General features: G+C 35.3%; 23 protein-coding genes. 14 read left to right on the top strand and 9 right to left on the bottom strand.

The window, feature by feature from the left end:
• The first annotated feature begins 56 nt into the window (after positions 1 to 56).
• Positions 57 to 1,349 (top strand): phospholipase D-like domain-containing protein, encoded by a 1,293-nt coding sequence (locus tag BCR23_RS07760; protein ID WP_069634917.1) that lies wholly within the window; start codon positions 57 to 59, stop codon positions 1,347 to 1,349.
• 59 nt (positions 1,350 to 1,408) lie between these two features.
• Positions 1,409 to 2,344, top strand: coding sequence for a very short patch repair endonuclease (locus BCR23_RS07755; protein WP_069634916.1), 936 nt, complete (start codon positions 1,409 to 1,411; stop codon positions 2,342 to 2,344).
• A 66-nt stretch (positions 2,345 to 2,410) separates the two neighbouring features.
• Here BCR23_RS07755 and BCR23_RS07750 read toward each other — a convergent pair whose 3' ends face one another.
• Positions 2,411 to 2,719, bottom strand: a complete 309-nt coding sequence (locus BCR23_RS07750; protein ID WP_069634915.1) for a hypothetical protein — start codon at positions 2,717 to 2,719, stop codon at positions 2,411 to 2,413.
• A 1,252-nt stretch (positions 2,720 to 3,971) separates the two neighbouring features.
• Here BCR23_RS07750 and BCR23_RS07745 point away from each other — a divergent pair.
• From BCR23_RS07745 to BCR23_RS07735, 3 genes are read left to right on the top strand one after another with little or no spacing between them, the layout of a single operon-like run.
• A complete protein-coding gene (locus tag BCR23_RS07745; RefSeq protein ID WP_069634914.1) occupies positions 3,972 to 4,283 on the top strand; it encodes a TIGR04197 family type VII secretion effector in 312 nt (103 codons plus the stop codon).
• Positions 4,283 to 4,645, top strand: coding sequence for a DUF3958 family protein (locus BCR23_RS07740; protein ID WP_069634913.1), 363 nt, complete (start codon positions 4,283 to 4,285; stop codon positions 4,643 to 4,645). Before BCR23_RS07745 ends, BCR23_RS07740 begins: the two co-directional genes overlap by 1 nt.
• Complete coding sequence (locus tag BCR23_RS07735) at positions 4,645 to 5,364, top strand: T7SS effector LXG polymorphic toxin (protein WP_069634912.1); 720 nt, start codon at positions 4,645 to 4,647, stop codon at positions 5,362 to 5,364. The genes BCR23_RS07740 and BCR23_RS07735 overlap by 1 nt, the downstream gene beginning before the upstream one ends.
• Before the next feature lie 140 nt (positions 5,365 to 5,504).
• On the opposite strand, the gene BCR23_RS07730 is transcribed toward BCR23_RS07735, so the two are convergent.
• The 4 genes from BCR23_RS07730 to BCR23_RS07715 are packed head-to-tail and all read right to left on the bottom strand — an operon-like array spanning position 5,505 to position 8,486.
• A complete protein-coding gene (locus tag BCR23_RS07730) occupies positions 5,505 to 6,149 on the bottom strand; it encodes an ECF transporter S component (RefSeq protein ID WP_069634911.1) in 645 nt (214 codons plus the stop codon).
• Positions 6,150 to 6,165: 16 nt separating this feature from the next.
• Positions 6,166 to 6,708, bottom strand: a complete 543-nt coding sequence (gene coaC, locus BCR23_RS07725; RefSeq protein ID WP_141706712.1) for a phosphopantothenoylcysteine decarboxylase — start codon at positions 6,706 to 6,708, stop codon at positions 6,166 to 6,168.
• On the bottom strand, positions 6,708 to 7,478 hold the full coding sequence (gene coaB / locus BCR23_RS07720) for a phosphopantothenate--cysteine ligase (RefSeq protein ID WP_069634909.1): 771 nt from the start codon (positions 7,476 to 7,478) through the stop codon (positions 6,708 to 6,710). Before coaB ends, coaC begins: the two co-directional genes overlap by 1 nt.
• A gap of 15 nt (positions 7,479 to 7,493) precedes the next feature.
• Positions 7,494 to 8,486 (bottom strand): oxidoreductase, encoded by a 993-nt coding sequence (locus tag BCR23_RS07715; protein WP_069634908.1) that lies wholly within the window; start codon positions 8,484 to 8,486, stop codon positions 7,494 to 7,496.
• Positions 8,487 to 8,737: 251 nt separating this feature from the next.
• Here BCR23_RS07715 and BCR23_RS07710 point away from each other — a divergent pair, with 251 nt between their 5' ends.
• The 9 genes from BCR23_RS07710 (at position 8,738) to BCR23_RS07670 (ending at position 17,816) form a co-directional block, all read left to right on the top strand.
• Positions 8,738 to 9,235, top strand: a complete 498-nt coding sequence (locus BCR23_RS07710; RefSeq protein WP_083241918.1) for an FUSC family protein — start codon at positions 8,738 to 8,740, stop codon at positions 9,233 to 9,235.
• 203 nt (positions 9,236 to 9,438) lie between these two features.
• The gene (locus BCR23_RS07705) at positions 9,439 to 9,981 is read left to right on the top strand and encodes a helix-turn-helix domain-containing protein (RefSeq protein WP_069634907.1); all 543 of its coding nucleotides are present in this window, start codon (positions 9,439 to 9,441) and stop codon (positions 9,979 to 9,981) included.
• Between the two features lie 58 nt (positions 9,982 to 10,039).
• On the top strand, positions 10,040 to 11,125 hold the full coding sequence (locus BCR23_RS07700; protein ID WP_069634906.1) for an ABC transporter ATP-binding protein: 1,086 nt from the start codon (positions 10,040 to 10,042) through the stop codon (positions 11,123 to 11,125).
• A gap of 11 nt (positions 11,126 to 11,136) precedes the next feature.
• Positions 11,137 to 11,949: an ABC transporter permease gene (locus tag BCR23_RS07695; RefSeq protein ID WP_069634905.1), complete on the top strand. Its 813-nt coding sequence runs from the start codon at positions 11,137 to 11,139 to the stop codon at positions 11,947 to 11,949.
• Positions 11,946 to 12,782 (top strand): ABC transporter permease, encoded by an 837-nt coding sequence (locus tag BCR23_RS07690; protein ID WP_069634904.1) that lies wholly within the window; start codon positions 11,946 to 11,948, stop codon positions 12,780 to 12,782. The genes BCR23_RS07695 and BCR23_RS07690 overlap by 4 nt, the downstream gene beginning before the upstream one ends.
• Positions 12,779 to 13,852, top strand: a complete 1,074-nt coding sequence (locus BCR23_RS07685) for an ABC transporter substrate-binding protein (RefSeq protein WP_069634903.1) — start codon at positions 12,779 to 12,781, stop codon at positions 13,850 to 13,852. The genes BCR23_RS07690 and BCR23_RS07685 overlap by 4 nt, the downstream gene beginning before the upstream one ends.
• A gap of 241 nt (positions 13,853 to 14,093) precedes the next feature.
• Positions 14,094 to 14,858: a spr1630 family ClpXP-sensitive toxin gene (locus tag BCR23_RS07680; protein WP_069634902.1), complete on the top strand. Its 765-nt coding sequence runs from the start codon at positions 14,094 to 14,096 to the stop codon at positions 14,856 to 14,858.
• A 32-nt stretch (positions 14,859 to 14,890) separates the two neighbouring features.
• Positions 14,891 to 16,075 carry a spr1629 family repressor/antitoxin gene (locus BCR23_RS07675; RefSeq protein ID WP_069634901.1) on the top strand — a complete coding sequence of 395 codons (1,185 nt, stop codon included), beginning with the start codon at positions 14,891 to 14,893 and terminating at the stop codon, positions 16,073 to 16,075.
• 436 nt (positions 16,076 to 16,511) lie between these two features.
• A complete protein-coding gene (locus BCR23_RS07670; protein ID WP_083241917.1) occupies positions 16,512 to 17,816 on the top strand; it encodes a glucosaminidase domain-containing protein in 1,305 nt (434 codons plus the stop codon).
• Between the two features lie 539 nt (positions 17,817 to 18,355).
• On the opposite strand, the gene BCR23_RS07665 is transcribed toward BCR23_RS07670, so the two are convergent.
• The 4 genes from BCR23_RS07665 to BCR23_RS07650 form a co-directional block, all read right to left on the bottom strand.
• Positions 18,356 to 20,071 (bottom strand): ABC transporter permease/substrate binding protein, encoded by a 1,716-nt coding sequence (locus tag BCR23_RS07665; protein ID WP_069634900.1) that lies wholly within the window; start codon positions 20,069 to 20,071, stop codon positions 18,356 to 18,358.
• A complete protein-coding gene (locus BCR23_RS07660; RefSeq protein ID WP_069634899.1) occupies positions 20,064 to 21,254 on the bottom strand; it encodes a quaternary amine ABC transporter ATP-binding protein in 1,191 nt (396 codons plus the stop codon). The genes BCR23_RS07665 and BCR23_RS07660 overlap by 8 nt, the downstream gene beginning before the upstream one ends.
• 658 nt (positions 21,255 to 21,912) lie before the next feature.
• Positions 21,913 to 22,548, bottom strand: coding sequence for a GntR family transcriptional regulator (locus BCR23_RS07655; RefSeq protein WP_069634898.1), 636 nt, complete (start codon positions 22,546 to 22,548; stop codon positions 21,913 to 21,915).
• 16 nt (positions 22,549 to 22,564) lie between these two features.
• The gene (locus tag BCR23_RS07650) at positions 22,565 to 24,508 is read right to left on the bottom strand and encodes an ABC-F family ATP-binding cassette domain-containing protein (RefSeq protein ID WP_069634897.1); all 1,944 of its coding nucleotides are present in this window, start codon (positions 24,506 to 24,508) and stop codon (positions 22,565 to 22,567) included.
• Between the last annotated feature and the right edge of the window lie 193 nt (positions 24,509 to 24,701).

Below are 24,701 nucleotides of genomic sequence, written 5' to 3'. Positions count from 1 at the left end.
ATTAATTGTATTAAATATATTAATCAAAGTTTGAAAACTAAAAGGTGGAAGATTATATGGCTGGGATTGTCTGGAACAAGTTTTCTCGAGAGGAACAAGAAGAATATATTGAATTTCTTAAAATTTTTGGGGCATTGTCTGGGCTATTTAAGGACAATCAAGAGGGAGCGAATGCAAAAAAACCGTATTTGTATTATAGAAACCATGAGCAACTTTATGCGCGAGTTTTTAGTGTAGAAGATCTAACGCGAAAAGATTCTGCATTTGATGCTTTAGCTAAATTTAATGGTGAAAATGTAGGAGTTGGACTAAAAACGTGGATCCATACTGGAGATAAGACATATCAAAAAGTAGCTGAATTTAATAAACTAGCACCAATTGAAATTCGTCCATTGATTGATCAAGCTTCTCCGGAAGATGTTATTCAAAAAGTATCTCAGTTGAGAAATGACAGAATTTTATTGGATAAAAGACTGTATAATACAAAAAAAGACATCTACCATTACATTACAAGAAACGATAACGAAATGAATATAGTTGAAAGTAATTATGATTTAGTACAGTTAGATTCTTTGGAACTGATAAAATCAGATGGAAAAACTTTCATATTTACTGATGGTATAAGGAATTACAAGTTTTATGTAAGTAAAAGTGTATTACTTGAGGAGTTTGATGCCTCGAAGCCTCAAATCATAACTAAAGTACCTATTCTTCAATTTGACGATCCTTTTGAATTAATAAAAATGATACAATTACCTACGTTATCAGAACAGCCAAAGGTTGAGGAAACTATTTATTTACCGATTTATTCTGATAATGATTGGAAAGTAAATGAAAAATCAGGATTTAATGCATGGAATGCAGCACCTAAAAACAAGGGATCTAATACTAACAGGCCTGATTTTGAAGCTTATGTTCCGATTCCTGCATGGATACATCATGTATTTCCAAATTTTTTTGGGTTTAATGCACTTGATAAAAGAGAAAGAAATGCTTCGGATTATTTTAGTTTACATTTGCCAGATGGGAAAATAATTAATGCCATCATTACGCAAGATAATGGGAAAAGCTTGCAAACTAATCCACAGAGCATTTTAGGGAAGTGGATATTACATGATGTATTTGACTTACAGGCCAGACAGCTTTTAACTATGAGTAGATTAATCGAGTTAGGTGTTGACTCTTTAAAAATAGTTAAAATTGATAATCAAAATTTTAAGATTGAATTAGCGGAGACAAATGCTTTTGAAAAGTGGAAAATTGATGTTCAAGAAAAAATAGAGAGAGCTTATAATCAAAATAATTTCCAGAGGCCAAAGATAAGAAATCTTCTGGATGATTTACTTTAAGTTATTATTTAGTTTATTCAGATGAGCTGACCGTTTAGTGTAAAAGGTGGAATTCAAAAATGACTGATCATCTATCAAAAGAAAAACGTAGTTGGAACATGTCAAAAATAAGAAGTACAAATAGCAAACCAGAAGAAATAGTTAGAAAGTTTCTTCGTTTCAATAAAATTGGATATAGAAAAAATGTAAAAAATCTTCCTGGTAAACCTGATATAGTTCTAAATAAATACAATACAGTAATTTTTGTTAATGGTTGTTTTTGGCATTGTCATCAGGGATGTCCCAGATTTAGATTTCCTAAATCTAATCAACAATATTGGATAAAAAAACTAAATCGCAATGTTGAAAGAGATGCTAAAGTTTATAAAGAATTAGAAGATTTAGGCTGGAATGTATTAATTATATGGGAATGTGAACTAAAGAAAAGCGATGCTCAAGCAAATTTAGAAAGAATAATTTGGCAGTTAGAAATAAATAAGTCAGGAGTTGATTTTTTTATGGATGAAGAGACACATAGGCAGATTTTATTAAAATTTCAAGCTTTACAGGGGCAAGTAATTTATGGTAAAAAGCAAATTAAAGGTATTGATGAAAAAAGAGTTTTACCAGATAAGTATGTCGATGCTAACCATATCATGCATGACTTGATAAGAGGATTTTATAAACCTAAAGGAAGAGATTATATGCTATCTTATCAAGCTACTGAAAAAGATGAAAATTATGGTCCTCAAATCAATTGGTTGGATGAAGAAAAAGGAATATTTGATTCTATTGATATGAGGCCGCCTAATAGCGAAAAAGATAATAGAAAGAAAAGTGATATTGAAGCAGCTAGATTTAATTTGTATCATGAAATTCCCATTGGAATTCTACACTGGAAAAAGAAAGGTGTAAATCAAATTCTTGGATTAGGTATGATAGTCTCAGAGAATACAGACGGAACTTTTAAAGTAGTACCTTATGAGTTTAAGGATATAGGTAATATCGATAAATAAATTTACATAATAATATTGTTCATTAGAGGATGGATCATCTCCATCCTCTTTTAAAACATACGCAATCTAACCCAAATCCATCTTTTTAACCTCAAACCCAGTCTCAACCTTCTCAGCCCTAACCATCTCCAACACCAATTCATCCCCAATCTCAATCAACCGATTATAATCTTCATAAAAAGCATGAAACATCTGCGCCCGTGCATAATACTCTTTAACAATTCGTTTCTTATTAATCGGCCCAGTCCGAAAAGCAAAAAAATGATCTAAAATCGCCAAAGGTTCCTGCCATGAAGCTATCTTTTCCATTAAATCTCTTAATTCGATAATATCCTGATAAGTAACCGCCTTTAAATTCTGCGCTTGTTTTTCCATTCTCCTGATCTCCCTTTTAAGAGGTCGAGAAAGAGCACCAATTCGACTTTTTCCCGCCTGCTATTCATTTATTTATACTTCAAATTGACTTAAGCAACCATTTTCTCCGCCGTGCAGCCGATTGATCAAGTTTGCACGGCCTCCTTTTAGACAAAACAAAAAACGATACTAAAGTAATCAGCGAGAAAAATCCGATTTTTTCTCGATCTAAACTACCAATACCGTTATCAATCAACCAAACCAAAACCAAAAGATTCCCCATCAAACCAAATCAATATCCCTAAGAAATTCTAAAACAAACTAGAATTCCAAACGAAAATTAGGTACAATAAAGAAGCTAGTGCTTCGGTGCTAGCAAATTGGCAACTTGTGTAGAGATGTTACGGATTTCTATACAAGGCTTCATCATTCGGTTGCCGCCAAATGGTGAAGTGCCTTTTTTGTTTTATCCAGTTTTTCATCGATTCTTAAAACCATACCTCCCTTCAAAAGTAGTTATAGGACAGAAAAAAGCGGCATTGAGCAGATGCCCAATACCGTCGACAATAGTCTATTTCCATATACAAAACCAACCAATCATACATAAAAAAGAAAAGATTTATATAGAAATCTCAACCTAACTTAGGTACAATAAAGAAGCTAGTACATGTTGCTAGCACTATTGGCAACTTGTTTGGACAGTTAACGGTGTCTTAACAAGGCTTCGATCGTAAGGTTGCCGCCGAACGATTGAAGTGCCAATTTTTTTATTTATTTGTCTGAAACATCAATCAAAAGCAATCAACGTTTCTAATCTCTATCCTATGCCTTATATTATACAGAAAGACCAGACTCTCCGCAACGGAATTCGGAGGAATCACAGATTAAATAACACCAAAACCAACCCCCTTATATATAAGGAAAAATAACAAAAAAAATTATTTTTTTCCTGTGTCATCAAATATAGAGAATTCTCCTTTTAGGATATCAAAATTTTAAATTTCTAACTTAATCTTATTTTTTTGTTCTTTTTTTGTATTTGTTTTTAATTTCTAAAAAATATGATGATCCTAAAAATGCCGTAGTGAGTGAGTATTTTTCCGACATTTTACTTTTTATATTAAAAATAAAATGAAATTGCAAGTCTTAGATTTGCAATTTTTTTGTTACTCAAAGAAAAATATGATAACTATTTGGTGTGAAAATATGTCAAAATAGAGGATGAGGAGTTTTAAGTTACAAAAGAGGAAAACAGTGTAAAGGAGTTTGTATAATGACTGGAATCAAAAGTAGTTTAACCATAGCAGGAGGCGTTTCTACACAATTTAGTCAAGTAGCAAGTGGTTTTGCATCTGTTAATCAAACGACAAGCAAAGCTGAACGAACCACAGTGAGTGGAAATAATAAGGCAAAAAATAGTTTGTCATGCATTCATAGCAGAGGATTACGTGTATCAAATGCGATTGCCCGCGATGGGAATAATATTCATTCAGTAGCAAAAGAATTCAATGAGATTGATCAACAAATCAAAGAAGTATTTGATTTTCCACTATTTTCACCATCTGTTGGAGGTGGCAATCGTTGATGAATGTACAAGAAAAAGAATTGAAAATTAATCAACAGTTGCGACAGGTTGCTATGGAGCAAGAAAACATCTGTCGTGAAATTAGAGAATTAGAAGAGTTGGAAGCTGATTATTTTTCAATCCACCAACAAGAACAACGCTATTATCAAGAATTGATTGAAAATAATCAAGGTTCCCGCTATATCAGTCATTTCATAGAGCTAGATGAAGAAGCCAAGAGTTTCCATCAATACGAACGACAAAGACTAGAAGATATCGCAGAGCGCTTGGTAAAAGAAGAATTCAACCTGCGAAACAAAGAAGAAGCATTATATATTGAGCGCAAACAACTATTCGTTGATGAAGAGCAGGAGGATGCATGATGGGACTTGATTTTTATATCGGAGAAGTCAAAGCGCAAAGTGCTGCAGCGAAACGAATGGCCAACGAATACAGTCAATTTTGCGAACAACTAAAAGATAGCGTTGACGCTTTTATGAATGCCCCACTTTCAGGGACAACCTACGACTCAGCGAAAGTTTATTTCTCTACAGTCTATCCACCTTTAGCCAGTGGGTTTATACTAGCATGTGAAGCACTTGTAGAAGCACACAGTAAATTTCCCGAAGAATTCCAATCATCCGTCGACACTTGTGATGTAATCGAAGAACAACTAAAAGCCGAGATTACGCAAGGACAAGCCATACTACAATATATGACACGAACGATGGATAAAGAAAAAGAACCCAATCCACGAACGGAACAGCGGTATTTGGGCGTGCAACGTTCAATCCAAAAGAATGAAGAGAAACTACAAAAGTTGTACGATTTTAATGCCAGTTCTCCTAATTTATTTGCAGATTTTGAAGCACAGTTGGCGAACTTAGATGCAGGATTAGCCGAAGTAGAAAAAGGAACAGCATGGAATCCAGTTTCAGGGACGTTTGATATTTCTAGGATGAATTTAGATTGGACGAAGTCGATTGGGAAAGAATGGGAGAAGAGACAAAAGAAGAGTGATAGGATTAGAAATGTGAAGAGGAAAAAAGAAATAAGAAGGTTAGATAGTTATGAAATTGAATGTATTGATTATGCTGAGTGAGTAATAAAGTAGTATTGGTTATTCTAGGTGGAAATCTCGTTTCAGCAAGCAAACAAGGAACACATGGTATAGGACACAAAAGAAAAAGCGTATAGAATAAACCGTCCACACAGTTTATCCTATACGCCATTATTTATCTATTACAGTTTTTGTGTCGCATTATTCTTCACCAAACGCAGCAATACCGAAGTCACCGCGACAGTAGCAATTGCCGCAACAATTGCTTCAACAAGCCCGCTTGTGAAAATAACAGTCAGAATTCCTGTATAAATCGCTGTACCGCTGGCTCCAATACTTTGGGCATAGGCATCTTTAAATAAAAAATAAATCAAGTTCATCACAAGAATCGTATTCGTCGCTGAACCTAGAAAACCTGCAACAAACAAGCTGATGGTTTGTGAGGTTGGCTTATTTTTCGTGATCTTTTTCAATCCCATAAAGACAAAGTAAGGAACGACACCAATCAAAATTCTTGGAACCATTGCAACAATAATTGCTTTCCAACTCCCTTGATCTGTTCCGATTACAGGGATGAATGGAGAGAAAATAAAGGATAAGGGTGATAAAACAACCGTGCTGCGGATCATACTAATGATACCGAAGACACCACCTAAGAACGCACCAATTCGTGGCCCTAAAACGATAGAAGCAATAATGACAGGAATATGCATTGTCGTGGCATTGATGGGTCCAATTGGAATAAATCCTAGGAATGGGACGGATGCTAGTAAAATCAAAATAGCTAAAAACATAGCTGTTAATGTAAATGTTTTTGTATTTTTCATAAAGGGCTCCTCAAAATTATTTCGCTAATACTTCATTGATTTTTTGAACAATGTCTTCAACTGTTGCCAGAGCGCCTCGACCAAAGTCGCCACAAGCTAATAAGGCTTCTCTAGGATCGATTTCTTGATACCCAACTTCTCTTAAAACGGCTAAATTTCGTTGAGTGATAGGGTTTTGATACATATACGTATTCATCGCAGGAGCAATGAATTTTGGTACATCTTCTTTTAAAGCTAAAGCCACGGTAGACAGCATATCATCAGCAATCCCATTGGCAAGTTTGGCTAAAATATTCGCAGAAGCTGGCGCAACTAAAAAGAGATCGGCTTTTTTTGCCAGTTCAATATGATTGATTTTATCCGGTGCGATTTCTTCCATGACATCTGTGTGGACAGGGTTTTTAGACAACGATTGTAATGTCAATGGGGTGATAAATTTTGTGCTGTTGGTGGTCATGATGACATCAACGTTATAACCTAACTTAGTGAATTGACTAGTTATATCTGCTGCTTTATAAGCAGATATACTGCCGGAAATACCTAATAATATGTTTTTCATCATCGGTCCCTCCATTTTTCCTCAACGCTGTTTACGATTAGTTGAGCGATCTCAGGTTTTGTTTCAGCGGTTTGGGTGTGTCCATCTCTATCAATCAAAATGCCTTTATGTTGCTTGTCATTAATCTCTTCAAGGTCATTGGCTAAAACGAAATCACAGTCATTTTTAACAAGAATACCTTTACCGACACGAATCAATTCCTCTTTTGAAACACCAACTAGTAATTTGAAACCAACAAGAACTGCTTGCGGTTGTTGTTCACGCAGCATTGCAATTATTTTAGGGTTTTTTTTCAGAAAAAGCAAGAGGCGATCGGTTCCAGAAGGAATTTTTTTTTCATTCTGAATGGTTTGACCAATTTCATCTATGCTACGGTATAGCGCTTCTGTTAAGGTGGTCAAATCGGATAGGGCTTGATCTTTTATTAGTGTTGCTGCAAGTTTTTCGATAAAGGTATCTTCTGATAGAGTTGTTTCAGTCGTAAAGTCGCTGACGGCCATGCTGTGAATAATGCTGTCAAATGTTTGTTTCTGAAATTGATCAAGGAGCGCAGATTCTAGTTCTTTTGTTGTTTCGATTTCAATAAGGGTTAAATGTGGTTCAGTAGCTGGGCGAACAGCTTGTGGCGTTGTCACGTAAGTTACATGATGCCCATTGGATAAAAATGATTCACCGATGAGTTTGCCTAAACGACCAGTAGAGTGATTGGTAATGGAACGGACGTTATCGATTTTTTCAGAGGTTCCCCCTGCTGTGATTAAAATATTCATGTATACATTGCTCCTTTAATTCATTTTAATGACTGTACGGCCAACGTGAGTGCCTGCTTGCAGTTGTTCCAAGATTTTTGGAAGTTCTGGTAAGGCTATTTCGTTTGTCAGTTCATGATGACTGACATTTAAATCAGTCGCTAATCGCTGCCAAATAGCTAAACGCGGCTTCATTGGGACATTGACTGAATCGATGCCTAACAAATTGACATTTCTTAAGATAAAAGGTAAAACGGTTGTATTCAGCTTGATCCCTGCTGCATTTCCGCAAATAGCAACACTGCCACCGTAGTGAAGTTGAGGTAATAGGGCAGCCGTTACATCCCCACCGACTGTATCGATAGCAAAATCAATGGTTTGTTTGGCTAAAGGTTTGATTTTTTCTGGCATAAAGTCATCCAATAGAAGGACGTCAGTCGCTCCTACTTTTTTCAAAGCTTCAATGGCTGATTTTTTGCGGCTTAAGGCTAGGATATTTTTATAACCTAGTTGTTTCAACATAGCAATCGCTAAACTTCCCACACCACCAGAGGCACCAGTAATCAAAATAGTTGCTTCTTTATTTTCAGCTAAGCCATGATTTTCAAGGGCTTGGATAGATAAAGCAGCAGTAAATCCAGCTGTACCAAAAACCATCGCATCTTTTAAACTTAAGCTGTTAGGTAAAGGAACCACCCAATCTCCAGGTACACGGGCAATTTCCGCAAAGCCACCTGTATGTGTTACACCTAATCCATAGCCTGTCACCAAAACATGTTGTCCTTCTTTAAACCGATGGTCTTTAGAGGACAAAACAGTCCCGCTTAAATCAATTCCGGGAATCATAGGATAATTACGAATGACCCCGCCATTTTGTATTGTTGCTAATGAATCTTTATAGTTTACCGAAGAATAGGCAATTTTAATAAGCACATCTCCTTCAGATAGTTCAGTCAGTTTGATTTCTTCTATAGTTGTAGTAACCATTTCATTTATTTTTTTCACAGTAAATCCAGAAAACTGTTCCATAAGATCCTCCTTTTTTATCCTTCTCGGATGCTTCAAACAAGCATTTATTTTTTTTCGAGAAGTTGAATAAATAAGATTTAGTAGTATTGTTACTATCATAACATATTCTCTTTTTATCTTTAGCAAATTCTTCTTGAAGAACCCTTCTTAATAAGGGGGAAATGAGTTAGAATAGGGAGGACGTGCTTAAGTGTATTAAGCCGAAAATAAGAAGCAAGATAGTTTTTATCGGTTGAAAGGAATTCGTTTTGTTGAAATTTAAAATTGGTATGCGAACGTTTAAAACAGGGTTAAGTGTCTTTTTTTGTATTTTAGTCAGTATTCTCTTGCAAAGAGAAACATATGTGGTGGCAGCAATTACAACGGTTTTCACATTAAGAGAAGATATGGAAAATACCCTGAAATATGGCAAACATCGAATTATTGGTAATGTACTTGGGGCGATGATGTCGATTGCAGTGATTGCTGTGTTTCATTTACTGGGTAAAACGGAGCTTGTACAATTGATTTTTATTCCAGTGATCATTATGGTGATGATTGCTTTGTTAGCTAGCTTTGGCTATCAAGAAGGAACCGTGGGCGCTTGTGCAACGCTTTTGACAATTGTTTTTATGATCCCTGCTGACCGCTCTTACGATTATGCATTTGATCGAGTAGTAGATAGTTTTATTGGTATGGGGATTGCCTTGTTAGTGAATTATTTTATTCCGCTAAAAATTGCTAAGAAAAGTGAGAAAGTGTCTGAATAGCAGGCGCTTTTTTATTTTGTCAAAAACCTCTGAACAGTGCTAGTATAAAAGTATTAGATGAAACTAAAAAAATGAAAATTTATTGCAAAAATTTATTGCTATTTTTTGAAAACTTCGTATACTAGAAAAGGTAAAATTAAACTTGTAGTTTAGTATTAGCAAACTTTTATAAACGTTAAGATAAATTGAACTGAGGTGGTTAGATGGAGATTGGCGAGAAGCTGCGCAATTTGCGCATACAAAAAAACTTGACCCAAGAAGAACTGGGTGAGCGAACGGATTTGACGAAAGGCTATATTTCTCAGTTAGAACGTGATTTAAGTTCGCCTTCGATGGAGACCTTTTTTACTATTTTGGAGGTTTTAGGAGTCACACCAGAAGAATTTTTCAGCGAACGAAGCTTGGAACAAAAAATCGTTTATAAAGATGAAGACAGTACACTGTATTATGACGAAGAAAACGGCTATGAATTAAAATGGCTGATTCCAGAGTCCAATGAAAAAGAGATGGAGCCTGTTGTTTTAACCTTTGATAAAAATGGTGAGTATAAAACCTTCGAACCCTCATTATCAGAAACCTTTATCTATGTGATCGATGGCTCTGTTTCATTATTATTAGGTGAAGCAACGTATTCTGCCAAAAAAGGGGAGGCAATGTATTATCAAGCCGCCGAGCCTCATCAGCTGATCAATCATTCAAAAGGCAAGAGCAGAATATTGATCGTAGCAACAGAATCTTATTTATAATAGCAAGTTACATGGGCTGACAGAGCCTATGACACTTTTAACAGGGAGGCATCAATGCGTGAAAAAAAATATTATTTCGTTTGAAAATGTCGTGAAACAATATGACGATGAGAAAGTCCTGAAGAAAGTCAGTTTTGAAATCCAGCAGGGAAAGTTTTATACGCTGTTAGGACCTTCAGGTTGTGGTAAAACAACGATTTTACGGATTTTAGCAGGATTTGTGGATGCCACTGAAGGGGATATTTATTTTGATGGTCAACGGATCAATGATATTCCAGCCAATAAACGTCAAGTAAATACCGTTTTTCAAGACTATGCCTTGTTTCCTCATATGAATGTTTTTGATAATGTCGCTTTTGGATTAAAGATCAAAAAAACGCCGAAAAAAGAAATTGAAACAAAAGTGAAAGATGCCTTGCGAATGGTACAATTACCAGGGTATGAAACACGAGAAATTAGTGAAATGTCTGGCGGACAGCGTCAGCGTGTAGCGATTGCCCGAGCAATTGTTAATGAACCAAAAGTTCTTTTATTGGATGAACCTTTATCGGCTTTAGATTTGAAGTTACGGACAGATATGCAGTATGAATTGCGTGAATTGCAGCAACGTTTAGGCATCACATTTATTTTCGTTACACACGATCAAGAAGAAGCGCTAGCAATGAGTGATGAAATTTTTGTGATGAACAAAGGCCATATCGTCCAAAGTGGTACCCCTGTTGATATTTACGATGAACCGATTAATCATTTTGTCGCTGACTTTGTTGGGGAAAGCAATATCGTTAATGGGACAATGATTGACGATAATTTAGTGGAGTTTGTTGGCAAACGGTTTGAATGTGTGGATGGTGGAATGCGTAAAAATGAGCCAGTTGAGATTGTTTTACGACCAGAAGATTTGACGATCACAACACCTGATAAAGGAAAACTTGTGGTGACCGTTGATACGCAATTATTCCGTGGCGTTCATTATGAAATCATATGTTACGATGAGGATCATAATGAGTGGATGGTTCATTCAACCAGAAAAGCCACAGAAGGCGGAAAAGTGGGGCTTTTCTTTGAACCAGAAGATATTCACGTGATGCGTTTCAATGAGTCAGAAGAAGATTTCGATGCTCGTTTAGAAAGCTACGAAGAATAGGGGGAAGAATAATGAAAACAATGCGTCGAATTTATTCGGTCCCTTACATGATGTGGCTGTTATTGTTTGTAATTGCGCCGGTTTTAATGATTATTTATCAGTCATTTTTTGATATGAATGGGCAGTTTACTTTGACAAACTACCAAACCTATTTTACTTCTGGCACTTATTTAAGTATGACGCTGAATTCTGTTTGGTATGCTTTTTTGATTACGTTGTTTACTTTATTGATCAGTTATCCTACTGCTTACTTTTTAACAAAATTAAAACATAAGCAATTGTGGTTGATGTTAGTAATTTTGCCGACTTGGGTGAACCTTTTGCTTAAGGCGTATGCATTTATTGGGATTTTTAGTATTCATGGGAATGTAAATCAATTTTTAAGCTTTCTCGGAATTGGTTCTCAACAAATTTTGTTTACGGATTTTAGTTTTCTATTTGTTGCGACGTATATTGAAATTCCCTTTATGATCTTGCCGATTTTTAATGCGCTGGAAGAAATGAACCCTTCATTGATCAGTGCTAGTCGTGATTTAGGTGCAAATAGTGTTCAAACTTTTCAGCGAGTGATTTTTCCTCTTTCATTGAATGGTGTGAAAAGTGGGGTTCAAGCGGTCTTTATTCCCTCTCTTTCATTGTTTATGTTAACTCGTTTAATTGGTGGAAATCGAGTGATTACATTAGGAACAGCGATTGAAGAGCATTTCTTAGTTACGCAAAACTGGGGCATGGGTTCTACGATTGGGGTAATATTGATTGTTGCGATGTTTGTCGTAATGCTGTTGACTGGTGAGAAGAAGAAAAAAGGGCGGGTGAAAAAATGACAAAGAAAAAATTTAAATGGTCTTATCTTTATCTGATCATCGTTTTTGCTTTATTATATGCGCCAATTTTCTATTTGATTTTTTACTCGTTTAACGATACGGATACGATGAATAAATTCACTGGATTTACTCTTTCTAATTATTCCGCTGTTTTTGCAGATACCCGTTTGTTGATTATTGTGCTAAATACCTTTTTGTTGGCTTTTTTATCTGCATTACTAGCGACGATTATTGGGACTTTTGGTGCTATGGGTATTTATTATACACGTCGGAGAAAAACGAGAACGGCATTATTGAGTTTTAATAATATTTTACTGGTTTCACCAGATGTAATTATTGGGGCTAGTTTCTTGATTTTTTTCACAGCTGTTGGATTTATTAGTTTAGGTTTTACTAGTGTGCTACTTTCCCATATTGCTTTCAGTATTCCTATCGTTGTATTGATGGTTTTACCGAAATTACAGGAAATGAATGACTCGATGGTAGATGCAGCTCGTGATCTTGGGGCGAATAATATTCAAGTGATCAAGAACATCATTTTGCCTTTTTTAGCACCCGGAATCATTGCGGGTTATTTCATGGCATTTACGTATTCCTTGGATGATTTTGCAGTAACCTTTTTCGTTACAGGAAATGGCTTCTCCACACTTTCAGTGGAAATCTATTCTCGTGCAAGACAAGGGATTAGTTTAGAAATCAATGCGTTAAGTGCCTTAGTGTTTATTTTCTCTATGATTTTAGTGATTGGTTACTATTTTATCAGCCAAGACAATACACCTAAGAGACTGAAAAAAATGCGTCAAGAACAAAGTGAGGTGGCTAAACTCAAATGAAAAAACTACAATCTTTGTTTATTGGGATTTTAGCGATTATCTTAATTTTATTTTTAGGCGTTCATCAGTTAGAAAAAGCCAGTGGCATGGCTGGTGCAGACACGTTGACGATATACAATTGGGGAGATTATATTGATCCTGACCTGCTGCGTAAATTTGAAAAAGAATCAGGTTATAAAGTGAACTATGAAACCTTTGATTCAAACGAAGCAATGTTTACGAAGATCCAACAAGGAGGAACAGCTTACGATATCACAATTCCTTCTGAATATATGATTCAAAAAATGATGAAAGAAAAAATGCTTTTACCGATTGATCATTCAAAGATAAAAGGTCTGAAAAATATAGATGAGCGTTTTTTAAATCTAGATTTTGATCCACAAAATAAGTACTCGATCCCGTATTTTTGGGGAACATTAGGAATCATCTATAATGATAAATTTGTCGGTAAAGATCAGATCAACCATTGGGATGATTTGTGGAAACCTGAGTTAAAAGACAACTTAATGCTGATTGACGGTGCTCGTGAAGTGCTAGGACTGTCTCTAAATAGTCTAGGATACTCACTGAATAGCAAAAATAATCAAGAGTTGCGTGAAGCAACAGATAAATTAAACAAATTAACTACCAATGTCAAAGCAATTGTAGCGGATGAAATCAAAATGTATATGATTAATGAAGAAAGCGCCGTTGCAGTAACTTTTTCAGGAGAAGCCGCTGAAATGCTTGATGGTAATGAACATCTGCATTATGTCATTCCATCTGAAGGGTCTAATCTTTGGTTTGATAATATTGTTATTCCTAAAACAGCTAAAAATATTAAAGGTTCTTATGAGTTTATTAACTTCATGCTACGACCAGAAAATGCAGCACAAAATGCTGAATATATTGGTTATTCTACACCAAATAAAACAGCTAAAAAGTTACTGCCTAAAGAAATTTCTAGTGATGAACAATTTTATCCAAGTGATGAAGTGATTAAACATTTAGAAGTTTATGAAGATTTAGGTGCAAAATATTTAGGTATTTACAATGATTTATTTCTTGAGTTTAAGATGTACCGTAAGTGATTGGAAAACTCCATTAAAAACGCGTTAAATCAACAAAAATTCAGGAGAGTAAGCTACCATTTTTACTGCCAGTTTTCCAAAATTCTACCAAAGAAAAATTTAAACGTTATTGAAGAAAAAAAGAGACATTATTCTATGTCTCTTTCTTATTATTTCGATACTTTAAAAAAAAATGAAAATTAATGTTTTTACTTTAAAAATGTTGTATACTGACAGGAGAAAATAGATTGGAGGTTGTTGTATGGATGAATTTAAATTAGATAAATCAATCAGTAAAGCAATAGTTGATGGTACTTTAAAAGGATACTTACAGTATCTTGAAGAAAGAAAAAGCAAAAAAGATTCAATGAATGTTAGTGGCGCTTACGCTTGGACAAAAGGGAATCATATTGATGATCAAGTTTCTAAAATTGGACAAAGCCACAACGTACAGTTTAAAATTGAAAAAGCTGGGTATACTTGGGAATATTTACAGTTTACAGTTAGCGAAAATACTGAAGATTATATGGTTATCGTAAAAAATTCTAGAAGAGTGCAAAAATCTTTTGATGATCAAAAAAAGAAGGCTAAAGAAGATAACTACTTAGTGAATTTAGCTGACATAAATACAGATATTTTAAAAAATAGTACCCAAAACTTTCTTGTTCAACCAGAACAGATCCAACTTGAATTAAATGACCCAGAAGAAGTAAGAGCTGTACTAGATGGAACTCCGTTGAACGTAACTCAAAAATATTCACGCTTTTATATTGTGACTTATGAAATTGATGATGAGACTAAATTTGTTGAATCAATCAAATTAACAATGCCTAATCGTCAAACGATGAACCTAGAGCTAGTTAAAGATTTAAGTTATCTTATTCAAGATAGTGAGTATGAAATTACTTCTGAAGATGTAGAACCAATTATGAATGAAAAAGTTTCTGATCAGACTATTTTCTCAGGTGATTCAAATGCATTTGGTTATTCTATCCCTGAAGAGGAAAAAGAAGAATCGGGAAACTAATTTTTTAACAAATAAGCAAGGATGTGATTACAATGTTTTTCGGAGAGAAATTACAGAGTGTCAGAGAATTAAATGGTCTCTCCAGAAAGGAACTTGCTGACCAATTAAATTTAAGTGAACAAGCAATCTGGCAGTATGAAAATCAATATACTGTACCAAAATTTGAAGTAGTTAATGAGTTAAAAAAAGTTTTTAATGTCAGAGCTCAATTTTTCTACACGGAACCATTTGTAACTAATATTTCCAAAGTTGAAAGCATTGCTTATCGAGCCGAAGATCGGGAGGCTCGCAAAAAGACAAAAATGGAGACGACTTTTATTGATTTTATTAGTTATTTTTTAGATAAATTTGAAAATAAGCTCAATTTACCAACGAGCATCCTTCCATTATTAAGAGACGAATCTATGCAACTTTATAATACGTCAGTAGAGGCAAGTGACAGACTCTTGCAATTAGAGAGTATTGCTGAAAATGCTAGGAAAAAATTGGATGTGCAATCAAATTCAGAGCTTCTTTACAAGCTTGAACTTTCAGGAATAGCCATTTTAGAAAAAAATATGGGTCCTAGTATAGATGCTTACAGTACTTGGACTAGTCAACAAAAACCATTTATTATTCTTGGAAACAAAAAAAAATCAGCTGTTCGAAGAAATTTTGATTTAGCACATGAATTAGGACATTTGTTGCTGCATTACAAAATTGATATGGATAGCTTAACAAAAGATGAACATAAAACAATTGAAAAAGAAGCAAATGACTTTGCCTCATTTTTCTTGCTTCCAAAAGCTCCATTCTTAAAAGATTTTTCAGCTATTTCAAAGAAATCAAATCCTGAATCATATTTGGACATGAAGATGAAATATATGGTTTCAATTGGTGCCTTAGAGTATCGTGCTTATAAAATGGGGTTACTAACATTTGAAGAAAATCGTTACTTTTGTGCTACTCTAAATCGGAAAGACTACAGAAAGAACGAACCTCTAGATGAAGATATTCCTATTGTCAGACCAGGAAAAGTTCGTTCGTTGCTAGACTTAATTTTAAAAAATCATCTATTTTCTTTAAATGATATTTTAAATGACTATTCTATTGACCGATCATTTTTAGAATCTCTATTTGGACTTGAGAATAAATTTCTGAGTAAGTATTTTGAAGAATCTAATAGAGACTATTTTAATCACTCAAATGTTGTTTCTTTATTCGCTAAAGACAACTAAATAATATTGAAAGACGTTCTTATAAGGACGTTTTTTTTATTTCGACTAAATTAAAAGTTAACTTCATACTGGTGAATTAAAAAGTCGATAAGAAAAATCGGCTATTTTTTGCTTTAAAAGTGAATTTTTTTCGAAACTTTCCAAACTTTTGAGTCAAGTGGAAGATTTTAAGCTATACTTATGGTAAAATTAATTCAACTTATAGAAGGTTAAATACGATTTTCAGAAACAAAGGGCAGGTGGGTTTATGGAGAGAAATCAAAAGAATTCCACTGACAGTAGTGAGCAGTCCTTGTAAATAACTACTAGTTAGAACTGCTGAAAGTATGATTCTGATTTAAAAGATTTGATATTCAAAGAGTCAACCTGAAAAAAATGAGTGACAGATTCTAAAGAGTTCTGAAACTTTACTATTTTATGAAAGGAACTAAAGTGAATGAAGCGTAAACTATTATCATTACAGATGATTTGTGTCTTGCTTAGTGTTAATTTAGTCCCAGTCATTGGGCATGCAGACGAATTAATGCCATCAGATTCAAGCACTATCGAAGAAGGAACAACTGAAACAACCGAAAGTTCTTCTACTGAAGACACCACAACAACGACAGATTCATCAACATCTGGAGGAGAAACTGGTACGACTGAATCAAGTACTACCACAGAATCTTCTACAGAAGTACAACCACCTGCAAACAATCATGGAAGTGAGCAGCCACAAGTGCAACAGCCAGTTATTCCAAATGAAGAGGCACCGATTGAGTCATTGCCACAAGTGTTGGATAATGGATTGACTGTTAACCCGAATGAAGAGATTTCTGTCGTGAAAAACGAGCCGACTGAAACATTTATTCGCCGTATCGGTGAAAAAGCTCGATCGGTCGGACAAAAACATGGCTTATACGCCTCAGTTATGATTGCTCAAGCCGTTTTAGAAACAGGGTCTGGTGGTAGTCAATTAAGTCAACAACCGTATTATAATCTTTTCGGAATTAAAGGCGAGTACAAGGGAGAGAATGTTGTTTTCTCTACTCAAGAAGACGATGGTTCTGGAAATATGTACACAATTGATGCAGCCTTCAAGAAATATCCTAGCTACAAAGAATCTTTTGAAGATTATGCTAAGTTGATGAAAGAAGGCATTGATTCAAATTCAGAGATTTATTCTGGAACATGGAAATCCAATGCACCTACTTATCAAGAAGCAACAAAATCTTTAACAGGTGTTTATGCAACAGATACAAGTTACGATAAAAAGCTAAATGCGTTTATCGAAGAGTATAACTTGACTGAATATGATAAAGCTGAACCATCTAAGACTGCAACAGGTATCATTGTTGCGGATACTCATGTAGATAGTGATTTCCCTGAATATTCAGGTGAAACCTACTCTGGATCAGAAGCATATGCAGCAGGAAACTGTACTGAGTATGTGTATAACCGTATTGTGCAATTAGGCGGTTATGTTGAAACAACTATGGGTAACGGAATGGATTGGGGTTCAACTGGAAAAGCGAATGGTTATGAAGTAACAAATAAACCAAAAGCTGGAACAGCAGTAAGCTTCCAACCAACTGTTGCTGGAGCAGATGGAACTTATGGACACGTTGCTTTTGTTGAACATGTCTATGAAGATGGTTCTATTCTAATTTCAGAAATGAATGTTGCTGGTTTAGGAATGGTTTCCTTTAGAGTAATCGATAAAAATACAGCAGACACTTTAGCTTATGTAACACCAAAATAATTTTTTTAAATAAGAGGAGTCAGTAATAACGTCAAACAGATAGTTGGATGTTGTTACTGACTTTTTTACTTTTTCTTAATCATTCTATAGAAAACCTCAATCTTTTAGGCATAGTTTCTTCAAAACTTTTGGCTATTATAAATACATACCCAATAACAAACCCAAACTAAACACTTTTTCATTTTTACTCCTCAAGTAAAAAGAACTCCTTGCCGTTCGGTCACCCAACCGAGCGGTTTTTGTTGTGAATCACTGCGATTGGCTCTGCCAGAGCAGATGATGAACAATACTTGGCGAACAAAGTGAGCGAAGTTACCGTACTAGAGAATCACTAACCGTTATACTGGGAAATAAAAGACAATAGAGAAATTCATAGAAGTAAAAGTAGAGTAGTAATAATCTAAAGATTGGCTCTGCCAGAGCAGATGAGGAACAATACTTGGCGAAGGAAGTAAAGTTTAAAAAGCCAAACCTAACCGATCGTTAAATAGTTAATATATACAAAAAAAGCAGCCATAAAAAATTATGGCTGCTTTTTTTTATTTTTTCCACTCAGCTACTTCTTTTGAGTGACTGTCAATCCAGTTTCTAGCAGCTTGTGTTGGTTCTGTTCCATTGTTGATTTCTAACATGACAGATTCCATGTCTTCTTTCGTCCAATGGAAGTTTTTCAAAATATTATAAGCTTCAGGATTTTCTTTTTCTAATCCTTTTCTAGCCATTGTATGAATCGCTTCTTCATTTCCCATGGTTCCTTTTGGATCTTCTAAATATTTAAGATCATATTTAGCAAACATCCAGTGAGGAGACCAACCTGTGATTACGATATCTTCTTTGTTCTTGATTGCTTGTCCAAGAGCGACAGTCATTGCACCAGAAGAAGAAGTTTCAACTGACCAGTCAGCTAGGTTACTGTATGCTTTTTTTGTTTTTTCAGCAGCAGCGACAACACCGGCACCAGGTTCGATTCCGGTGATTTTCTTACCAGCTTGATCTTTTAAATCTTCGATAGAATTGGCGCTCATATATTTTGGAACAACGATGCCAAGTTTAGCACCTTTTAGATTTTCACCTAAATCATCTACTTTATTTTTATATTGCTTGTATTGTTCACCATGGGTTCCAGGTAACCAAGCAGCAACCATGGCATCTGTTTCACCTTTTGAGATAGATTCCCACATAATAGCATTATCCAAAGGCGTTAATGAAACGTTATAACCAACATCTTTTAAAACTTCTCCAACCACATGTGTTGAAGCAACTTCGGTATCCCACTCCACGTATGAAAGAGAAATATTCTTTTCTTCATTTTTATTAGAAGAGAAAAGGGAAGGGGCAACGATAACACCAATAATAGCTATAGCAGCAATGACAGTACCAACGATTTTTTGTTTTTTAGAAAATCTAGATGTCGAAGGTGCTGTTTTTTTCTTGTTTAAATTTTGAGTAAAACGATCAATAATGATTGCTAAAATAACCAATGCTACACCATTAACAAAACCATTTCCGACTTGTGCACGTTGTAAGGCAGAAAGAACGCCACGACCAAGTCCTGGTGCACCAATCATAGATGCGATAACGACCATAGAAAGAGCTAACATGGTTGTTTGATTGACACCGGCCATGATTGTGTTTTTAGCCAAAGGCAATTCAAGCTTGAATAATTTCTGCCAACCAGTACTACCGAATGAATCAGATGCTTCAACTAATTCTTTTGGTACTTGGCGAATCCCTAGATTGGTAAAACGAACAGTTGGCGGTAAAGCAAAGATTACTGAAGCGAAAACCCCAGGAACCATACCGATTCCAAAAAATGCTACTGCTGGAATCAAATAAACAAAACCAGGCATTGTCTGCATAAAATCTAAAATAGGGGTAATAATACTCTGTGCTTTGTTGCTTTTAGCCATCAAAATGCCAAGAGGAACACCAATGATGATGGAAACTAAACTAGAAAGCAAGACTAAAGTCACCGTGTTCATTAAGTCAGTCCATAAATGTTGGTTGTAGATGAAAAGTAAACCAATAAATGTAAACAAACTCAATCCAATTTTTTTATTGGAAATAAAGAAAGCAATTGCTGTCATAATAATAATAAATAGCAATGGTGGAATACCAATTAATAAAGACGTGATTCCATCCATTAAACTTTGACCAGAAGTTTGGAAAAAACTGAATAATCCAGAAAATGTATTTGTCATCCATTCTGTGATTGTTTCGACCCAGCTGGCTACAGGAAGTTGATAATTAGTCATTGATCGTCACCTCTGTTTCTGCTAGTGCTTCAAGAACGCTGCCTCGAATAACGACACCAAGCAATTTATTGTTGTCTGTTACTGCAACTGGCGTGGGCGAATCATAGATGATTGGGAAAATATCGTTAACTAGCATATCTTTATCAATACTTGTGATATCTGTATCGACATAGTCAGTTAGTGGTTTCCCTGCTTTACGGGCTTCTAAAGCACGTTCTGCTCGAACTACACCTTTTAGTTGACGTTTTTTATCAACAGCTAAAAGCATACTCACTTCTTCTTGACGCATCCGTGTTAAAGCAACTGTAGGTCCGTCAATTTCAATATTGGTTGTTAGTGCTGGAACCATAATGTTTTGTGCAGTTAAGACTTTAGAACGGTCAACATCTTCAACGAATGTACGGACATAATCATTGGCTGGATTGGTTAAAATTTCTTCACCTGTTCCAATTTGCATGATTTGACCGTCTTTCATTAAGGCGATGCGGTCGCCGATTCTTAAAGCTTCATTCAAATCGTGAGTGATAAAGATGATTGTTTTCTTCACGTTTTCCTGTAAATCAACTAACTCATCTTGCATTTCCCGGCGAATCAAGGGATCAAGGGCGGAGAAAGCTTCATCCATCAATAGAATTTCTGGATCATTAGCCAAAGCTCTGGCTAATCCGACACGTTGTTGCATCCCGCCTGATAATTGATTAGGAAATTGATCTTTAAAAGCTAGTAAACTTGAGTTTTCCAAAGCTTGTTCTGCTTTAGCTGTCCGTTCTTCTTTGGGAACACCACGAACTTCTAAGCCATATTCTGTATTTTCCAAAATAGTCCGGTGAGGGAATAGACCAAAGTTTTGAAAAACCATGCTCATTTTATTACGACGAACTTCCCTAAGACCTTCTTTATCCAATTTTGCGATTTCTTGATCATCAATGAAAATATTTCCAGAAGTAGGTTCAATCAAGCGATTCAACAAACGGATTAATGTTGACTTTCCACTACCAGAAAGTCCCATAATCACAAAGATTTCGCCTTCCTCTACTTCAAAATTCACATCATAGACACCAACTGTAGCACCCGTTTTTTTCAAGATCTCGGTTTTATCTTTGTTTTCTTTGATCATATCCAGTGCTTGTTTTGATTTCTTACCGAATATTTTTGTTAAATGCGATACTTTTACTTTGGGCAAAACAAAATTCCTCCTAAATTTAAAAGCGTAATGGGCTCGTTTAGCTCTGACAGAAAAATAGGAAAATATGATTGAGGCGTCTTTTGCCTCATTCCTATTTTATCTTTTTTCCGAAGAGCAAGCCCATTACGCTAGATAATATAAAGTGTAATAAGCTCGTTTAGCTCTGACAGAAAAATAGGAAAATATGATTGAGGTGTCTTTTGCCTCACTCCTATTTTATCTTTTTTCCGAAGAGCAAGCCCATTACGCTAGATAATATAAAGTGTAATAAGCTCGTTTAGCTCTGACAGAAAAATAGGAAAATATGATTGAGGTGTCTTTTGCCTCACTCCTATTTTATCTTTTTTCCGAAGAGCAAGCCCATTACGCTAGATAATATAAAGTGTAATAAGCTCGTTTAGCTCTGACAGAAAAATAGGAAAATATGATTGAGGCGTTTTTTGCCTCATTCCTATTTTATCTTTTTTCCGAAGAGCAAGCCTGTGAAACTATAAAACTTGATTTTCATGGAAAGAAAATCATTTTCTTTTCTGTAAAAAAAGTGACCATTTTAGGTTAACATCGTGTAGTCACTTTGTCAAATTACTAGAGTAAGAAGAGGAGTATAAAAAGAAGAGCAACCAAAACCTCAACAGGTTCGATTGCTCTTTTTTTATTATGAATTAGGATAGAAAAAATTTTGAACGCGTTGCAATGTTGATTCGTGCCCAACGAAGTAAATTGTGTCCCCGGCGCTGAGTTTGGCATATGGACCTGGTGAAACAAGTAATTCATCTCCGTGTTTGATTGCAATCAATGTAGCTGAGGTACTTTGCCATAAATTTAATTCACTGATGGTCATCTCTAAATGAGAGGCGTCAGCGGTTAACGTAAATGTCACTGGATTTAGTGGATTGAAGGAATCAAAACGTTTTGTTTGATCCACAAGTTTATCTAATATTGCCGAGAAGTGACTTAATTCTTCTTTTTGTTTTTGGACACTCTCAATCAGATCCTCTTTTAAATCGTGAATTGATTGAACGTCTTGGTATTGTTCGACAAAAAGCTTGGCTTTTTCCATTGAATGAACATAAAATCCGCTACCATGTTTAGCTTGGACGATTTCTAAATCAACTAGTACACTAATGGCTTTCCTAGCGGTTTCAGGAGAAACGCTATATTTATTGGCAAGGGTAGAGCGAGCATGGATTTTATCGCCAACTGTAAATGTTTGATCAGCGATTTTAGCAGCCACGTCAACAGCAATTTGCTGATACTTGGGTTTCGTCACATTCATCCGTTTTGAAGTCATGGTTGATCACCTTTCATCAATTATTTTCTTCTAGCTCTTCCAGTTCTAAACTAAGGTTTTCCCACTCTGTCAGTAATTCTTCCTGTTGTTTACGCTGTGTTTCTAATTCTTCATTTAGAGACATCAGTTTTACATGGTCATCTACAAGGGTAGGGTCGCTCATTGAGTGTTCTAGTTGATCGATAGTCGTGTCTAATGTTGCTAAGTTTTCTTCAATCTGTGTAATTTTTCGAGTCAAGTTACGTAGAATTTTTTGTTGCTCTTTATTTTGATAAAAATCATTTTTGGGTTTTGTTGTTTCAACTTGTTTTTCAGAATTCTGTTCAGCTAATAACTGAGCCAATTCCTCTTCTTCTTTTTTCTTTTCTAGGTAGTAATCATAATCACCTAAATAAAGTTTACTGCCAGTTTCAGAAAGTTCGATTACTTTTGTAGCAATTCTGTTGATGAAATAACGGTCATGGGAAACAAATAAAAGGGTTCCCTCATAATCAATCAAAGCATTTTCCAACACTTCTTTATTATCGATATCCAAATGATTGGTAGGTTCATCAAGGATCAAAAAGTTTTCTTTATCCATTGATAATTTTGCTAAAGCAACACGGGCTTTTTCTCCACCGCTCAAAAGAGGAATTGTCTTTTCTACATCATTTCCGCTAAATAAAAAGCTGCCCAAAATATTGCGAATATCTTTTTCAGGTGTAGTCGGATGTTCATCCCAAAGTTCGGCCAAAACAGTTTTAGTACCATGAAGGTTAGCTTGTTCTTGATCATAATAGCCGATCTGAACATTAGTACCGATGTTGGCTGTTCCTTTAATGAAGGGAATATTTCCAATGATCGATTTTAGCAATGTCGATTTCCCAATTCCATTTGGACCAACTAGGGCAATAGCTTCTTGTCGGCGAATATCTAAAGAAACAGGTTCAGATAGTATACGAGACTCGTATCCAATAGCTGCATCTTCAATTTGTAAAACCACATTTCCAGAAATTTTTTCAATCGCAAATAGGAAATTAGCGGATTTTTCATCTCCTTGAGGTCGATCTAAACGTTCCATTTTTTCTAATGTTTTTCTGCGGCTTTGTGCTCTTTTGGTTGTGGATGCTCTAACTAAGTTTCGTGCAACAAAATCTTCCAGTTTGTTGATTTCAGTTTGTTGTTTTTCGTAAGCTTTCCATTCGCTTGTTAGCTGTTCTGCTTTTAATTCTAAATATTTAGAATAGTTGCCTTTATAATAACGCATTTTATGACGACTGATTTCATAAACTTCTGTCACTACTTTATCAAGAAAATAACGGTCATGGGAGACAATTAAAAGAGCGCCAGAGTAACTAGGTAAATAATTTTCCAACCAAGAAAGGGTATCGATATCTAAATGGTTAGTAGGTTCATCGAGAATCAGAATATCTGGTTTTTGCAGCAGCATACGTGCTAAAGCCAAACGAGTTTTTTGACCACCAGATAGTGTACTGATATGTTTTGCATAAAAGTCCTCTTTAAAGCCAAAACCATGTAAGACAGATCGGATTTCATTTTCATAACCATAGCCATTTTTTTCTGAAAATTCATGTTGGAGACGGTCATACTCCTTCATAACGGATTCGTAATTAGAAGCTTCTGGCAGTAATTCACTAATGATCTGCTCTAGTTCACGCATTCGTTTTTCCATGGTAATTACTACTTCAAAGGCTTCCAACATCTCGTCCCAAACCGTTTTATCAGAATCAAGTCCAGTATCTTGAGCCAAGTATCCTAGACTAGCAGTTTTATTTTTAGCAATTGTTCCAGCGTCTGGCGCATCAATGCCAGCAATTATTTTTAAAAGAGTAGATTTACCAGCACCATTGCGACCGACTAGAGCGATCCGACTGTTTGTGCTAATCTCCATTTGTATGTTTTCAAACAAAGTGTCTGCGCCAAAATAGCGGGCGATTTGATTTGCTTGGAGTAAAATCATGGGGCATCCTCATTTCTATTTCAATGCCTTTAGTGTAGCATAAATTAATTGAAAATAGCACCTATACTACAGCTAGAGTCGAAAATTATTTGGCCGATTTCAAAAAATTTGCAAATTATTTCTTTTTCTGAGCTGTAATATTGCTTTTTATCTTGAACACCTGATATTATGAGAGTTGGATATTTGTCTATAT

Origin of the sequence: Enterococcus quebecensis (assembly GCF_001730365.1) — a bacterium.
In the GTDB taxonomy this organism is placed as follows: Bacteria; Bacillota; Bacilli; order Lactobacillales; family Enterococcaceae; genus Enterococcus_L; species Enterococcus_L quebecensis.
This window is presented reverse-complemented; position numbering and strand designations above follow the sequence as displayed.